This window comes from Acinetobacter sp. YH12098, from assembly GCF_013419235.1.
Lineage (GTDB): Bacteria > Pseudomonadota > Gammaproteobacteria > Pseudomonadales > Moraxellaceae > Acinetobacter > Acinetobacter amyesii.
In genome coordinates this window covers 34,078-50,115 of record NZ_VPAO01000006.1, presented here as the reverse complement: position 1 = coordinate 50,115, position 16,038 = coordinate 34,078, and the positions used below count along the sequence as shown (strand labels likewise).

Here is a 16,038-nt window from a genome sequence, read left to right as displayed (position 1 = left end):
ATGGGATTGGGCAAGTTTTTTCAATCACTAACCAACTCTGCAGTTCGTCGTGAGCTTTATGAATTTACCAGAGGCGATGCAAAGTTTTATTACACGTCGAGCGATAAGTCTGTTCAGGATGGCGAAATAATCTATGAAGCGATCACATTAACGAGATCGGCAATTGATTCAAGTAGTGATCTGGAAAAAAACTCAATTGATATTACCTTTGCACTGAACAGCAAATTCGCTCAAGACTGCCTGCGTTCAGCACTTGAAGAAAATATCTTGGTCAAAGTCAGCAAGTTGCAATTTGGCAATATTTCAACCTTGTGGCAAGGACGTGTTACTGCAGTTAAGCCAGATGGTGTAGAAATTACACTGAAATGTGAAACGGACTATACAAGCTTAGGCCGTGCAGGTGCGCGTTATAAGTATCAGCGAACTTGTTGTCATGATCTGTATGGCAGTGGCTGTAAGCTAGATAAATCACAATGGGGCATTCAAACAACGGTTAAGTCCGTGGACAAATTGAATGTGCAACTTCGGGATTTAGCTGTTGATGACAATTATTTCAGACTTGGTATGTTGCAGAGCAGTACAGGTGTAAATGTAGCAATTGAGTCGAGTTCTGGGCAATCAGTCACTTTGATTCGTCGCTTAGATACATTGGCTGACCAAGTGACGACTGATGAAGCGTTGTTGGCATATAACACGACAAAGCAGACTTGGCTGCAAGCTATAAATGCAGAAACGATTGCAACATCAGCCTTGATTGAAGCCATTGCAGATCGTGATGCTTTAGACCCGGCGAGTCCGACTTATGAGCAGGACTTATTGACAGCTCAGGCGATTGTCGATCAGAAACAAAGCGAACTCGATAACGCTCATCAGCAGACACAAGATGCGCAAAATGCATTTGATGTGGCATCTGAATCAGTGTTTTTTGTGACAGTTTATCCTGGCTGCATGAAGTCATTAACAGCATGTCATAGATTTAATAACACGGACAATTTTCTCGGCTTTGCATATATGCCAGAAGATAATCCAACAACCACGAGGATTGTGTAATGTTTGCCATTATTGCCGCAGTCGTTGCGGTTGCGGTTGCTGTCTTTTCATATATTCAGATGCGTAAAGGTCAAAAATCCAGATTGACACCTGGTGAACTTGATGTGACCTCTGCAGATGAAGGTGGATCAATTCCTGTCATTTTTGGGACCTGTGATGTTGCACCAAACGTCACAGCATTTTTAGCCGGTACGCCACAAGCAATCAAGAAATAGGTGAGTCATGGAATCACAAAATAGCCCGCACAAAGCGGGCTTTATTTTTGTCCATCATATACGTGCTTGCAGCATGTGTACGATCAAAGCAAGACGCTTTTTTTTGAATCAAGGTTTAACCAACGCTGAAATAAAAGATTTTTTTGATAACGGAATGCCAATAGCGCGTTTTGAAGAATTATTTGGCCATGATGCGATGGCGCAGCAAGTGATTATGAGGGCTAAAGAAGATGGCTAAAAAGAAAAAGCAAACGATTGGCTACAAATACTTTGCCAGTGGCCATTTTGTTTTATGTCATGGCCCGATTGATGCAATCACTAAGATTTCATTTCAGGAAAAAGACGCTTATCAGGTAGAGCAAGGCACGAATAAAACAATTTATATTAATAAGCCAAGTCTGTTTGGTGGTGACGAACAGCAGGGTGGTGTTCAAGGCAATATTGAACTCTTGTTCGGGCATGCTAATCAACAGAAAAGCAGTACTTTACAAAGAATTTGTGCAAAGATTTCAAATGCATTTGGCGGACTTATTTCTGCATATCGTGGGGTGTGTTCTGTCGTTTTTGATAATGTTTACATTGGCACCAGTCCAAGCATGCCTGACTCTAAATGGCGAGTGAAACGGATTCATACTCGTCATGATGGTATTAAGCAGTGGTATGACAGTAAAGCAGAAATTGGAACGGTATCAGTTGCAGATCTTGCGAAAATAGCATTCATTCTTGATGATTCAGGATCAATGTCAGCTGCAAACATGTCAAATATGAAAGCTGGTGTGAATAATATTTTATCCAAGCTTGCTGATCAGAAAATTGATGTGATGGTACAGGCAATCAACTCCGGTGTTCGTATTTATAGACAGGCAACTTCAGCTGATATTACTGCAGCTCAAAGCTTTGTAAATAGCCTGGTTGCATCAGGTGGCACATCAGCAACCTCTGCGTATGGCAATATCAATACCTTTTTTAATGGTAACTATAAAAATGGGCAGGTCATCACATTGTCTGATGGCGAAATGAGTTCTGTCTCGGAAGCTAAATCGATGATTGCAACAGCATTTTCCAGAGCCAAATTTGTGGGCCTAGGAATGGGAACTGTTGGAAGTTTGAATGAATTCGATAACACAGGTAATCCTGTTCAGGTCGTAGATGCCGATGGCATTTCAGCTGCTCTGAACTCTATTTTTTACAGTGAGGCGGATCTTAATCCTGCCCATATTATTCGTGAATGCCTAACGAATCAGATTTGGGGAATAGGTGTTTCTGAATCAAGTATTGATGATGTTTCTTTTAGAAATGCTGCTGATATTCTATTCCGTGAAGAAATGGGAATCTCTATTAAATGGACGGATTCAACATCGATCAATGAGTTCATTGATAACATTAAAGAGCATATCAATGCACAGCTTTATTTGGATCGTACGACAAACAAGTGGAAGCTTTATTTAATTCGTGATGATTATGATCTTAATGATCTAATTTCTTTAGATGAAAGCAATATTCGTAATCTTGACTTCGAACGTCGTACTTTAGCTGAATGTGTGAATGCAGTTACGGTGACTTATTATGACCGTGAACGTGCAAAAGATTCCACAGTCACTGTTCAAGATATCGCGAGGATTGCACAACAAGGTGGGGTTATTTCTCAGTCTATCGACTATAAGGGATTCACCAATAGCAATATTGCTGGGCGTATTGCTTTACGTGATTTGAAAACACTTTCCAGTACTTTGGCATCAGTATCATTTGATGTAGATGAACGTTTCTCAGAATCATGGCATGAGGGTATGCCGTTTAAGCTGTCAGATTCAAGTTATGGTCTATCTGAAGCAGTGATGCGTATTCGAACAATTAAACGTGGGGATGGCATAAATAATACGGTTTATGTCGAAGCGATTGAAGATTCCTTTAGCAGCCCAATGCAGTCTGTTATTGAATACGTACCGCCAGTGAGTGGGGCTGATAGCACTGCGCAAGATGCTGAGGCGATTGCTTTCGAAGTGCCATATATTGAGCTTGTTGAGCAGTATGGGCAGGATGAAGTTGATTCAAAACTTTCGAATTATCCAGATCTTGGCTATGTCGGTATGGCAGCAATTCGTCCAAATAACCAGCATGTTAATGCAAGTTTATATGTTGATGCGGGTGCAGGGTATGACGAAAGAACAACTTTAGATTTTTGTCCTAGCGCTTCTCTGAAAAATGACATTGGATATATTGATTCGAGTTTTGAACTTCAAAGTGTTGCTGAGTTTGAGTTACTTGAAATAAATCATCGAATCCAAGTAAATGACGAAATCATGGCATTTGTGAGTTTTGATGCAGCAACAAATATGCTGACTGTGAAACGAGGTTGTTTTGACACGGTGCCACAAAAACATGTTACAGGTTCAAAAATATTTGGTTGGGATAACTATTCAGGGATTGATGATATTGAATATTTGAGTGGCGAGGTTTTATCACTTAAAGCACTGACGCTGACCGGATCTGATGTACTTGAATTGAGCGAAGCTACTATACATAGCTTGACTTGTTCAGCAAGAGCAATTCGTCCATACCCACCGGCCAACGTCAAAATCAATAATGCATTTATGCCGCTGTATATAGAAGGCGGGCTACAACTCACCTGGTCGGATCGCAATCGTTTACAGCAGACCGGTGGTGTGCCACTCGGTTATTTTGAATCGAGTATTACGCTTGAGCCGAATACACAGACTTTGCTAACAGTGGCTGAGCTTGATATCGATGATGTAGTGCTTGTAACGCATAGTGTTAATGCAACTGGAACGAATACGTTTACGCTGGAAGAGGCAAACATGCAGAACGGCATTAGGTCTTTGCATATCAGTCTAAAAACAGTACGTGATGGCTATGAATGTATCAATGCGTTTGATCATACAGTGCGAATTTCAAATCTGATTGCACCGCAAAACGTGACTTTCGAGGTAATTAAGCTATGACAGCAAGTGTAAAAATTCGGACGAGCTGGACGGATGATAATGTCATCATTGAAGGTGTCCGGATTTACAAAAAACAGCAAGCATTTGATGTAAGCACACGCCCGCAGCCGTTAGTAGAAGTTACTGACGGCTCTTTGTTTTATGAAGACTCTGATGTTGTTGAAAATCAAACATACTTCTATATGTTGAGCTGTTTTTTGGGTGAGCAAGAAGTTTTTACAGAGTGCTTTGAGATTCAGGCTAAAAAAACAAGCCCGTACAGGGGGATTTATTTAATCGCATCAGCGAGTACTAATGATTTAGACACTATGTCTATGCTGAGCGGGATTATTGCAGAAATTGGAGAAGCTGTTTACACGAAAACATGGAACGAAATCGATAACATCCCCGCTGATGCGAAAATAATTATTGCTTCGCACTTGGATTATACGCAATCTGGCACTGCAGCAGGTGTTCTGAAGTTGGTTGAAAAATTTAACGCAGGAACCCCGGTTTTAATAGCTGCTTATACAGCCTCAACTCCGAAAATGCCAAACCTGGGCATTGGTGCAAATTTTTCAGATTCCAGCGGGTCAAATGTAGATATTTTAGCAAACACAATTTTAAGCTCGCCATTCAACACAGCACAATCAGCACTTGTCATACGTGAATCATCATACTATATGTCCGGGTTAGTTTCGCCGGCAAATAATGCGCAAATTATCGCCAGAAGGGAATCAACTGTTGTTGGGGCTATTTTAAAGGAAGGTGTGATTAATCGAAATAATGTTCCATCCCCCGCAAATGTCGCGTTTGCAGGGTTTGCTTACACAAGAATTGGAAGGCTTCTCAATGACACGGGCAAAGAATTGTTAAGAGAAATTGTAAGAAAGACGATGCGTTAATCATTATTGCACCTTCGGGTGTTTTTTTATTGCCAAAATTTAGGGGACAGTTGTGAATGAGCCAAGCGCGCAGCTTTGGAAAAAGTTAAATGAAGTCTCTGAGCAACTTATCAATAGTCAATATAGTTAGACATAAAATCTGGAGAAATCATGTCTGAAACTACAACCGTTGTAGCCGAAGCATCTGCAGCTGCAATCGGATCTAAAGCATCGGGAATTGGTGGAGCTGCATCTTTCGCAGCTTTTTTTATGGGGATTAACTGGATCGGATGGTTGTCACTTGGTATAGCAATCCTTGGCTTGCTGATCAATTTGTATTTTTCGTGGCAACGGAATCATCGTGAAAAAGAAATTCATCGTTTACAGGTCAAAAGATTGCGGGGGCAATGCGATGCAGGACAAGACTAGATTATTTGTTGCAGGTTCAACAATAGCAGCCGCATTAACAGGCGGTTTTTTTATATATGGACCAAGCGAAACACAAGTGCTTTCGACTGCACAAAAAGAAGGCTTCATAGCTAAGCCAATTATTCCGACAAAGAATGATGTTCCGACCATTGCTTTTGGAACAACAGTCTATCCCAACGGGACGAAAGTCAAAATGACTGATCCTGCTGTAACGCGAGAGCAGGGGATGGTCTTTTTACGAAAACACATGGATAAAGAAGCACAGCGCTTTAATAAAACAGTTTTAAATATCCCTCTTTATCAACATGAATATGATGCTTACACAGATTTTGTGTATCAGTTTGGTATGGGCAATTGGTCCAATTCATCAATGCTGCGCAATTTAAAACAGGGTAAATACAAAGCAGCCTGTGATTCATTACTGAAATATAAGTATTCAGGTGGATTTGACTGTAGTACACCAGGCAACAAGCGCTGTTCAGGTGTTTGGGCTAGACAATTAGAACGTCATCAAAAATGTGTGGGGGCATTATGAAAGACTTAGTTCAGGCATTCATCGCAAAATTTTATGAGGCCGTCATTATTGTAATGGCGGTTTTTTTATTACTTTCTCTTGTTGGGCTAGGTATTCAGTCGTGGCGTGTGTCCGCTTTAAAAGATGATTACGCATTGCTTGAATCGAAGTATCAAACGGATGTTGCTAAAGCTGAAGCACTAACTGAAAAGGCTAAAGCTGAAGCGATAGCATTAGAAAAGAAATGGTCTGAAAAGCTATTAAATGCGGAGATAACCCATAATGCAAAACTTCAAGAAATCATTACTGATAGTAATAGTGCTAAGTCCGCTGTTGAGCGCTTGTCAAAGCAAATCAATACAGCCACAGATCGTATGTCCACAGCTACCAGAGAAACCATCATTGAGTACGCCAGTGCCAACGGTGACATACTCGAAAAATGCGTCAGTGAATATCGAACAGTGGCGCAGCGAGCTGATGAACACGCAGCTGATGCAAAACGATTAAGTGATGCTTGGCCAGATTAGTTGTCCTCTTAAGTGGTCCAATTTTATATATGCCCTTGGTCTTCGGGCTGAGGGCATCTTTTTTGTTTTATTGCAACTATTTTGCAACTATTGATTTTTATATTATTTGTAAATTATTGAATAAGTTAAAATTATTATTTATTTACTGCCAATCCATCATGGGTGCAACACTAATTCGTGGTTGAAGTTTATTTTCAATGGGTTGGAGATCAGTCATTAAAAAAACACGCCTTAAAAGAACAAGATGGAAGAACGAAATGGAAAGGGTGAAGAAATACCAAAAGCAGTCTGAAATACGATGAAAAAAACCGCATTTCAAGACGCGCGCAATATTAGCATAAATTGTGGTTTGGGGCATGGTCTTGCTAGCGTGACATATTCAAGGTCAGGCTAGAAAAAGTCGGAAGTGTGGCTTAAGTAATTTAAATTTTTATGTGATTAATCTATAATTTTATAAACTTTATAGTATGGTTTCTCAGCAGATTTAACTGCCTGCCTTTATGTCTTTATTTTCCCAATATCTATTGCAACGCCAGTTTTGTATCTCGTTTGAATATCTAACGACGCAAAAAACGCATCTGGTCCCAACGACATTTGCAGGCTTTCCTGTGTGCATGACATTGGCTGACCGAGTACAAAGTGACACGGATATTGCTCCTTTAGAAGCAATGCAAGACTACCCTCAAAGCATTGAAAAAATTCTGCATTATTTGGGGAAAGGCCGAGATATCTCAGATTTTCAGACTTTTCTAAATGCTGCTCAGCAGCACGGGGTAGAGAATTTACTTTTGCTCAGTGGTGATAAACTCAAGCAGCATCAGGATGGGGCAAATGATCCGACTCTACGGAGCCGTTATTTAGAGTCGGTCAATCAAGTCATGGCAGCCAAAGACTATGGCGGGTTTTATTTAGGGGTAGCATTTAATCCTTTTAAATATGCAGAAGCAGAAAAGGATGCGCAGTATTTTAAACTGAATAAAAAAATTCAAGCTGGCGCTGACTATGTGATTACACAGTTGGGCTTTGACATGGATGTGTTGAGCAGTTACCAACGCTATATGCAGCAATATTATCCACGTGTGCCTGTATTGGCTTGTGTCATGCCGCTGACATTTGCCCGTGCCCGCTTTATGGCCAAGCAAAAAGTCGCAGGCATCGTGCTTTCAGCAGATGTATTAAATTTTTTGCAACAAGAACAGCAAACTGACGCCATACAAGCTGAACAAAATGTCTATGCACGCTGCGCTTTACAAATTTTAATGTGTCAGCATTTGGGCTATGCAGGGGTTCATTTATCAGCTTGCCATAAAGTGGAAGAGCAAGAGAAGTTGCAAAAAGCAATTTTGCAATTTGCCACATTAACGTTTGAACAGTGTTTAGCAAAATGGAAAATGCTTTGGCGCTCTAGTGTAGATGTGAACTTCCACCCGACGGGCGCAAATAACCATAAAGCTCCAGTTGAACAAGTTTTGAAATATAAAAGTATGCATGTCATGCATGAGTTATTTTTTAGTTCAAAACTGGCCAAAGGGGCGGGATCTTATATTTTTGCGGCCAAATTATGGCAAAAACCGAAAGCTGATGCGGCCTTGCTGAAAACAGAATTTATCAGTAAACATGGCATCGTGGGTTGTGAAAGTTGCGGACAATGTCGTTTAGGTGAAACCTTATATATTTGTCCTGAAACCTGTCCCAAAGGATTAGCCAATGGACCCTGTGGTGGCTCCAACCTTGACCGCTGTGAGTTTGAAGACCGTGAGTGTATACACTCGGTCAAAGCGCGGTTGGCGAAAGCCGTCGGTCAAGAAAAAATGCTGAAGCAAGAGCTCATCCCTACCGTTGCAATTGAAACTCGCCACAGTAGCTCTTGGAAAAACTGGTTTGTTCCACCGAATTCGTCACCAACAGAACAATAATTCACTTAAAGCATTATTCAGTCTAAAACCTTCATAAAGGTGATTCTTTCAAGCGCTAATCATTCTAAAAATCAGACGAATAGTCGTATAAAAAAATGAAAAAGATGAAATAAACAATTAAGATCAACAGCAGATGAAAATCAAAAATTAAAAATAGAAATGTGAAGAATTTGGGGAATACCACATGATGAAAAAGACCTGCTTAGGAATAGCTTTAGTTTTCACATTGTCAGGCACAACAGGCTGTTCAGTTGTCATGGCAAGCAAGCAGCCAAACAAGAAAAATACCGAAATGATTCAACAAGGGCTGTCTCGTAACTTGGTGATTGCTGAATTTGGCGCACCGATCACCTCTGAATATAAAAATGGCAAACGCTATGAAATTTATACTTTTACCCAAGGTTATTCGACTGCCAGTAAAGTCGGACGTGCATTTTGGCATGGTGCTGCAGATGTGGCGACCGTGGGGTTATGGGAACTTTTAGGAACACCTGCCGAATCCGTTTTTAATGGAAAGAAAATGTCTTATGAATTGATTTTTGATGAAAATGATCTGTTAGAACGTTATACCTATCTCACACAAGATGAAACCAAATAGTTGAATACAGAGATATTTTGATTGCATGCCGGTAAACAATTGCGCTAAGTTCAAATGGTAGAAAAATAAACGAATTATCCATTGGAATTTAGCAGGCATGATGCTACTTGAAGAAATATTTAAAAGTAAAAAGTCGGAACATACCGACCAATTTAATTTACGCATTCATCGAGGTTTAAGTTGGCTGAAAAAGTCAATTGATCTTCAAGATGATCTCGATTTGCAATTTATAAGTTTGTGGGTGTCCTTCAACGCAATATATGCGCAAGACTTACAGATTGCGCAGGACAAGCAAAGCTTAAGGCAGTTTTTATATGTGATCTGCCAAAAGGATGCAGAGCATAAAATCTACAATATTTTATGGGAACGTTTTAGTCAGCCGATACGGTTGTTTTTGGATAATCCCTATGTTTATCAGGGATTTTGGGATTATCAAAATCAAAAAATTAGCCATGACGCATGCAAAGAGGGCTTGGCGCATGAAAAACAAAAAGTACTGCACGCGCTTAAAGAAAAAGATTCCGTTGATATTTTAATGGTGCTGTTCAATCGCATGTATACGCTACGCAATCAAATGGTTCATGGCGGCGCGACCTATAAAAGTTCGGTCAATCGGAAACAACTTCAAGATGGCTGCACAATACTGTCGGCACTCTTACCAGTATTTATGGTGATTCTTTTGGAAAATGCAGAAACCTTGGATTTAGGCAAACCCTTTTATCCTGTAGTGCAGGTCAGTTAATTTCAAAAAAATAAAGCCATAGTAATGTGGCTTTAGAGTAATGATCCATACAGTTCATTGTGGATATTTTAGTTGCCGCGCAGTATAAAGTTGATCGATCAATACAAAAAATCCAGCAGCAATGACTAAGGCAATCCCTGTCATACAGGTGGTGGTCCAGCCGCCATGATGCCATGCAAACACGCCCAAAGCTGAGCCACATGCACCACCGACAAAATAAAAAGTCATGTAAATTGAATTGATTCGAGAGCGTGCAATCGGGTTGAGTTGGAAAATAATATTTTGATTACAGCTATGCACCATTGCCAAACCTAGATTGATTAAACCATAGCCCAAAATATAAAAAGCAAGAGATGATCCACCCAAATACAGCAGTCCCCAACTGAGGGCTAAGATGCTACAACCGAGCCAAGTTAATTTTCGGTTAAAACCCAAATCCGCCCAACGCCCAATCCATTGTGTTGATAGGGCACCAAACACACCAACTAAAGTCACGACACCGACCCAAACATCGGCCAATTGAAAAGGTGGCTCAGTCAGTAACATGGCAATGGTGGAAAACAGCATACTCATCGCGGCAAAGACACAGCCCCCAATTAGAGAACGGAAAATTAACCGTGGCTCATGTTTGAGTAATGCGCCCATTGACTGGAAAACTTGGCTGTAGGGCATCCGTGTGATGCTGACCACGGGCAGACGTTTTTTGAGTAAGAGTGCTAATACCAACATCAAGAGCGCACTGAGGATGTAAATCGATTTCCAATGAAACAGATAGGACAATAAGCCAGAGAGACTGGTCGATAACAGAATGCCGACCAATAACCCACTCATTAAAAAGCCAACAACTGCCCCAATTTTTTCAGGTCGTATCGCAACAGTGACCAAAGGGATGAGGACCTGAGCAGCCACTGAAAATAGCCCCGTGATAATGGTTCCTGCCCAAAGCATGTATAGATTGGTCGAAAAAGCACAGAGGGCTAAACCGACAGTCGCACCAAGCATGAGTAATGGAATAAATTTGGCTTTATTCACAATATCGCCAATCGGCACAATAAACAGTAGACCCAAAGCATAAGAAATTTGCGCAAAGGTGACGGTTAGCGCAACTTCAGATTGTGGAATTTGAAAGCTCTGTTGGATAGAAGCCACTAAAGGTTGGCAATAATAATTGGCACCCGCACATAAACCACATGCAGCAGCCATAAGCCACAACAGGGTTTTATCATGGCTAATGTCGATCGAGGCTTTCATAAATTGTCCAGATATTGGGCGGAAGCGTATGCAAAGAATTTGCTGCCACGCTGTTGTGGTCACTATAAGGAAAATCAAACAGGTCTTAAAGTGTTTCTCTGTGAATTGTATCCACGCACGCGTTTAGGATTTCTTACTGAGACTGATCATCAAGACACCCAGCATATTCAGACCGCAACCGACCCATTGCCATAGGTTTAAGTGTTCATTCAATAAAGCGACGGCCAGTAAAATCGTTAAAATGGGCCCGATAGATGCAATCATGGCCGATTGTGCAGCCCCAAGTCGGACGATACTTTGCATCATCAAAATGGTTGGAAGCACGGTTACCAATAGTCCTAGCGCTAAACCATACAGCCAGACTTGACTCGGGAGTTGTTGGAGCAAGGCGATAGGCTGTGGTGTTGCAAATAGAAAATGAATAATCGTCCCAACGCAGGCTATGCTCAGGGCTAGACCAGTAAAGTGTAAAGAACCAAACTTTTGCATGAGGCCTGGCGTGAGTAATAAGTAAATTGCAAATAACACGGCACTGGCAAAAACCAAACTACATCCGAGCCAAAAATACTGATCATGTGGTGTGGTACTTTGTTCTTGTAGCATCACTAACACTGTCCCGCCATAACTTAAAATCAGGGCAAGGATGGTTTTAAAACTCAGTGGCTTTTTGAATAAAACAGCGGAAGCCAGTACAGTTAATGTGGGATACAGGAAAAGTATAATTCGTTCAAGCGAAGCACTGATATACATCAAGCCACGGAAGTCGAGCCAACTCGAAAAGTAATAGCCGATTAGACCGGAAATGAGCAAGAGCACCCAATCTTTTCGTTGAATCGTTTGATAGGAACGTCGACTCAGCCATGCAATGACCAAGAAAAACGGCAATGCACTCATCATGCGTAAAGCCATGAGGACTGTGGCATCGACAAGAGGAGAAAGTGCATAGGCTTGCTTAATAAAAATCGCTTTGGTACTAAACAAGAAGGCAGCAATCAGTGCAAAAATTGCACCGATGAAGTGCGGACTAAGGTTTCTTGACATAAGTGACGGTGTGCCTCATGACGACTGAATGAATTCGACAGCATTGTTCTGATAAGTTTGAACTGTCATTTTGATTATAAAAAATGCATCGTGCGAGTAAAAATGCAAAAAAAGAATAGTACTTATTCCTTTATGCATAAGGGATTGCTAGATCAAACATGAAAAACAGCGGAAGAAATGACCAATTTGGTTTTGAATTTTTTAATCTCAACATGACTCGGCAGGTCAAATATATCAGGCTGAAACATTTAAGGTGAAAATTGCACACAAATGGTGCAATAGTGTTTTTTAGGGATAGAAAGTCAGTAGCGATATCATGATGCTAAATATTCAAAAAATTATTTTTTTAGCTAAAAAAGTCAATTCTAAGACTTAAGGCGAAGCATCAGGTGGGGAGGGCAAGATCTCAATAAACCCGAAACGTGCGCAAAAATCCATCGGATATTCAAGCTGACCAATTTGACGAGACTGTGGCAGAAAAATGTCAGTTTTCAATGCAGGTCAACACGTCAAAACTGTCAAATGAGTCAACGAGCTGATGCAGTCTGCATGAAAGAGTGACTCTACCTGACTTAAGTCGATTTGTAACGACAAGTTCGAATCATTAGTTGTCGAATGAAAATGTCACAATGATCAACGCGCTGAAACAATACGCGCTAAAACCGACTAAATTATTTATGTTTTGAGTCTTAAGTAATATTAAAAAGTTATAAGTAGAATAAAAATGAGTAATAAATCGACAAATAAAACTGAATAAATGAAATATCGCATCATTCTTTTCATGAATCATGAGTTCAAAATATAGGCATTTATTAAATAAATATTGGGTAGTATTTTAAAAAAGTTCAATTAGAATCCAAAAATTGTACAAAAACACATCCTGAGGGGAGACATCGCGGATTGCGATGTTTACTTAAGAAAAATTAGCTTGAGGAACGCTCATGCAGATCGGAATTCCAGCCGAAACTGTTGTCGGTGAAAATCGCGTCGCTGCGACGCCTGAAACAGTAAAGAAGTTGATCAGCGCTGGTCATAGCGTCGTTATTGAACGTGGAGCAGGGGTAAACGCTGCTTACATCGATAGTGCCTATGAACAAGTTGGTGCCAAAATTACGGATGATGCCTATACCGGTAGTCAAATGATTTTGAAAGTTCGTGCGCCTAAAGGTGACGAAATTCAAAAACTCACAGCGGGTACCACCGTTGTGGGGATGTTTGACCCTTACCGCAACACCGAACTTGACCAATTTGCGTCACAAAACGTGTCTGCATTTGCATTGGAACTTTTGCCACGGACCTTATCTCGTGCGCAAAACATGGACGTACTTTCATCTCAAGCCAACCTTTCAGGTTATAAATCTGTGCTTTTGGCTGCGGCAGAATATCAACGTATGTTCCCAATGCTGATGACAGCAGCAGGTACAGTGAAACCTGCACGTGTTGTGATCATGGGCGTAGGTGTTGCAGGCTTACAAGCTATTGCAACAGCAAAACGTTTAGGTGCCGTAGTTGAAGCAACTGACTTACGTCCTACAGCACGTGACCAAGTTGAATCTTTGGGTGGTAAATGGTTAGACGTACCAATGTCACCAGAAGAGCAACAAAAAGCAGCTGATGCTGCGAAAAATGGTTATGGCTGGATGCCGGGTGAAGACTACATTCGCGACCAAGCGATTATTGTTGATAAAGCCGTATCGAATGCTGACATCGTGATTACGACTGCATTATTACCGGGTCGTGACGCACCACGTTTAATCAAAGCAGAAACCGTTGCCAAAATGAAACCGGGCTCAATCATTCTAGATATGGCGGTTGAAACTGGCGGTAACGTTGAAGGTTCTGTCTGCGGCGAAAATGTCGTGACTGCCAATGGCGTGAAAATTCTTGGTATTCCAAATATTCCTTCAACAGTTTCGACTGAAGCGTCGGCACTTTACGCACGTAACGTTTTGAATTTCATTGAAACCATGTTTGATAGCGAAAAGAACTTCGCGATTAACCCTGAAGAAGAAATTCAAAAAGCACTACTTGTCACTCATGGCGGCCAAGTGCTGCTGAAACGTGGTTAAGGAGAATCATCATGGTTGAAACGATTACTATTTTTGTCTTGGCAATCTTTGTTGGTTACTACGTGGTTTGGGGGGTAACACCTGCACTACACACACCATTAATGGCTGTAACCAATGCTTTGTCATCGATCATTATCGTTGGTGCGATGATTCAAACCGTTGGTATCCCAGGTATTGTGGATGCAAGCGTACAGTTCCAAAGCATTAACGTGGTGAGTATTTTAGGTGCGATTGCCGTTTTCCTTGCAAGTATCAACATTTTTGGTGGCTTTGCGGTGACTGCACGTATGCTTGAAATGTTCAAACCTAAGCAAAAGAAAAAAGAGGGTTAATCCATGGAATTCATTAAAGAATATGCGGATTGGTTCTACCTGATTGGTGCCGTTCTTTTTATCTTAACGTTGCGCGGTTTGTCTGGTCCAAAAACTGCGATTCAGGGTAACCGTTACGGCATGATCGCAATGGCGATTGCTGTAATCACCACATTCTTTGTCGCAGATCATCCGGTGATTTGGATGATTGTGGGTGCAATGGTATTGGGTGCAGTTGTAGGTATTGCACGTGCAAAAACAGTTCCAATGACGCAAATGCCTGAAACTGTGGCACTGATGCACTCATTGGTCGGTTTGGCTGCGGTACTGATTGCGATCGCTGCGATTCTACATAACAACCAATTGACTGCGGCATTCGCGGAGAATGAAGCGGTATTAACAGCAGCGGGTGTAGAACATGCCCACATGAGCAAAGTTCATTTATTTGAATTGTTTGTAGGCTGTTTCGTTGGTGCGATTACATTCACAGCGTCGGTATTTGCTTACGGTAAATTGGCTGCGAAGAAATGGGCAAAAACCATTTCAGGTGGATGGGTAAAACCTGTTCAAGCCTTAATTTTCCTTGCGATGTTGGCGTGTGGTATCTACTTCTTTACCACAGGCAACATGAACGCATTCTGGGCAATGACTGTTCTTGCACTTGCATTTGGTTGGGTATGGATTGCGCCAGTAGGCGGTGGTGATATGCCAGTGGTGGTATCGTTACTAAACTCGTTCTCAGGTTGGGCAGCAGCAGGGATTGGTTTCACGCTTGAAAACAACATGCTGATTGTTGCAGGTTCACTGGTTGGTTCATCGGGTGCAATTCTGTCTTACATCATGTGTAAAGCCATGAACCGTTCAATCATCAACGTTTTGTTTGGTGGTGCAATGGGTGGTACAGCAGTAGCGGCGGCGGATAATGGTGAAAAAGCACAGCGTAATCACCGTTCAGGTTCTGCAGACGATGCTGGCTTCTTGATGTCAAATGCGGACAGCGTGGTGATCGTACCGGGTTATGGTATGGCGCAAGGTCGTGCACAAAATGCCGTGAAAGAATTGTGTGAAATCTTAAAAGAGCAAGGTGTAAAAGTTCGTTTTGCGATTCACCCTGTGGCAGGTCGTATGCCGGGTCACATGAACGTACTTTTAGCTGAAGCTGACGTTGCATATGAAGACATTCTTGAAATGGATGAGATCAACTCAGACTTCCCAGCAACTGATGTAGTACTGGTGATTGGTGCGAATGACGTTGTGAACCCAGCGGCAAAAGACGATCCAAGTTCTCCAATTTACGGTATGCCAATCCTTGAAGCGCATAAAGCACGTACCATTATGGTCATCAAACGCTCTATGGCTACAGGCTACGCAGGTTTAGACAATGACTTGTTCTATAACGATAAAACGATGATGATCTTCGGTGATGCGAAGAAAGTTGTGGAAGATATGACAAAAGCCATTAATGGCGGCGGTCATTAATCCATATTGCCAATGTCCCGCTGTAATAAAGCGGGACTGAGGAAGATTTAAAACCACCTTCGGGTGGTTTTTT

The 16,038-nt window shown here is 41.4% G+C and carries 16 protein-coding genes; 14 read left to right on the top strand and 2 right to left on the bottom strand.

The annotated features are described in order from the left end of the window. From FTU38_RS02870 to FTU38_RS02820, 11 genes are all read left to right on the top strand, one after another. Positions 1 to 1,050 carry a DUF2163 domain-containing protein gene (locus FTU38_RS02870; protein ID WP_180110519.1) on the top strand — a complete coding sequence of 350 codons (1,050 nt, stop codon included), beginning with the start codon at positions 1 to 3 and terminating at the stop codon, positions 1,048 to 1,050. Next, positions 1,050 to 1,265, top strand: coding sequence for a hypothetical protein (locus tag FTU38_RS02865; RefSeq protein ID WP_120375889.1), 216 nt, complete (start codon positions 1,050 to 1,052; stop codon positions 1,263 to 1,265). The genes FTU38_RS02870 and FTU38_RS02865 overlap by 1 nt, the downstream gene beginning before the upstream one ends. A gap of 7 nt (positions 1,266 to 1,272) precedes the next feature. Then, entirely contained in the window at positions 1,273 to 1,503 is a 231-nt protein-coding gene (locus FTU38_RS02860) for a hypothetical protein (RefSeq protein ID WP_180110518.1), read from the top strand. After that, a complete protein-coding gene (locus tag FTU38_RS02855) occupies positions 1,496 to 4,225 on the top strand; it encodes a phage tail protein (protein WP_180110517.1) in 2,730 nt (909 codons plus the stop codon). Before FTU38_RS02860 ends, FTU38_RS02855 begins: the two co-directional genes overlap by 8 nt. Continuing rightward, positions 4,222 to 5,109, top strand: coding sequence for a hypothetical protein (locus tag FTU38_RS02850; RefSeq protein ID WP_180110516.1), 888 nt, complete (start codon positions 4,222 to 4,224; stop codon positions 5,107 to 5,109). The genes FTU38_RS02855 and FTU38_RS02850 overlap by 4 nt, the downstream gene beginning before the upstream one ends. Before the next feature lie 150 nt (positions 5,110 to 5,259). Beyond that, a complete protein-coding gene (locus FTU38_RS02845) occupies positions 5,260 to 5,517 on the top strand; it encodes a holin (protein WP_180110515.1) in 258 nt (85 codons plus the stop codon). Beyond that, on the top strand, positions 5,501 to 6,052 hold the full coding sequence (locus FTU38_RS02840; protein WP_180110546.1) for a glycoside hydrolase family protein: 552 nt from the start codon (positions 5,501 to 5,503) through the stop codon (positions 6,050 to 6,052). Before FTU38_RS02845 ends, FTU38_RS02840 begins: the two co-directional genes overlap by 17 nt. Continuing rightward, positions 6,049 to 6,558: a hypothetical protein gene (locus tag FTU38_RS02835; RefSeq protein ID WP_180110514.1), complete on the top strand. Its 510-nt coding sequence runs from the start codon at positions 6,049 to 6,051 to the stop codon at positions 6,556 to 6,558. Before FTU38_RS02840 ends, FTU38_RS02835 begins: the two co-directional genes overlap by 4 nt. Positions 6,559 to 7,058: 500 nt before the next feature. Further along, a complete protein-coding gene (locus tag FTU38_RS02830; RefSeq protein ID WP_180110513.1) occupies positions 7,059 to 8,474 on the top strand; it encodes a methylenetetrahydrofolate reductase C-terminal domain-containing protein in 1,416 nt (471 codons plus the stop codon). 187 nt (positions 8,475 to 8,661) lie between these two features. After that, the gene (locus FTU38_RS02825) at positions 8,662 to 9,072 is read left to right on the top strand and encodes a hypothetical protein (RefSeq protein ID WP_180009025.1); all 411 of its coding nucleotides are present in this window, start codon (positions 8,662 to 8,664) and stop codon (positions 9,070 to 9,072) included. 97 nt (positions 9,073 to 9,169) lie between these two features. Continuing rightward, on the top strand, positions 9,170 to 9,814 hold the full coding sequence (locus FTU38_RS02820) for a HEPN domain-containing protein (protein ID WP_180110512.1): 645 nt from the start codon (positions 9,170 to 9,172) through the stop codon (positions 9,812 to 9,814). Positions 9,815 to 9,868: 54 nt separating this feature from the next. Here the strand turns inward: FTU38_RS02820 and FTU38_RS02815 are convergent, their stop codons facing one another. Continuing rightward, positions 9,869 to 11,065, bottom strand: a complete 1,197-nt coding sequence (locus tag FTU38_RS02815; RefSeq protein ID WP_180004611.1) for an MFS transporter — start codon at positions 11,063 to 11,065, stop codon at positions 9,869 to 9,871. Positions 11,066 to 11,188: 123 nt separating this feature from the next. Continuing rightward, positions 11,189 to 12,106 carry a DMT family transporter gene (locus FTU38_RS02810; protein ID WP_180004610.1) on the bottom strand — a complete coding sequence of 306 codons (918 nt, stop codon included), beginning with the start codon at positions 12,104 to 12,106 and terminating at the stop codon, positions 11,189 to 11,191. Between the two features lie 941 nt (positions 12,107 to 13,047). Here FTU38_RS02810 and FTU38_RS02805 point away from each other — a divergent pair. Genes FTU38_RS02805 through FTU38_RS02795 form a run of 3 tightly spaced genes read left to right on the top strand, consistent with a single transcriptional unit; the run spans position 13,048 to position 15,965 of the window. Next, positions 13,048 to 14,175 (top strand): Re/Si-specific NAD(P)(+) transhydrogenase subunit alpha, encoded by a 1,128-nt coding sequence (locus FTU38_RS02805; protein ID WP_078191288.1) that lies wholly within the window; start codon positions 13,048 to 13,050, stop codon positions 14,173 to 14,175. 11 nt (positions 14,176 to 14,186) lie between these two features. Further along, positions 14,187 to 14,507: a proton-translocating transhydrogenase family protein gene (locus FTU38_RS02800; protein WP_078191287.1), complete on the top strand. Its 321-nt coding sequence runs from the start codon at positions 14,187 to 14,189 to the stop codon at positions 14,505 to 14,507. Between the two features lie 3 nt (positions 14,508 to 14,510). Continuing rightward, complete coding sequence (locus tag FTU38_RS02795) at positions 14,511 to 15,965, top strand: NAD(P)(+) transhydrogenase (Re/Si-specific) subunit beta (protein ID WP_078191286.1); 1,455 nt, start codon at positions 14,511 to 14,513, stop codon at positions 15,963 to 15,965. The last annotated feature ends 73 nt before the right edge of the window (positions 15,966 to 16,038 follow it).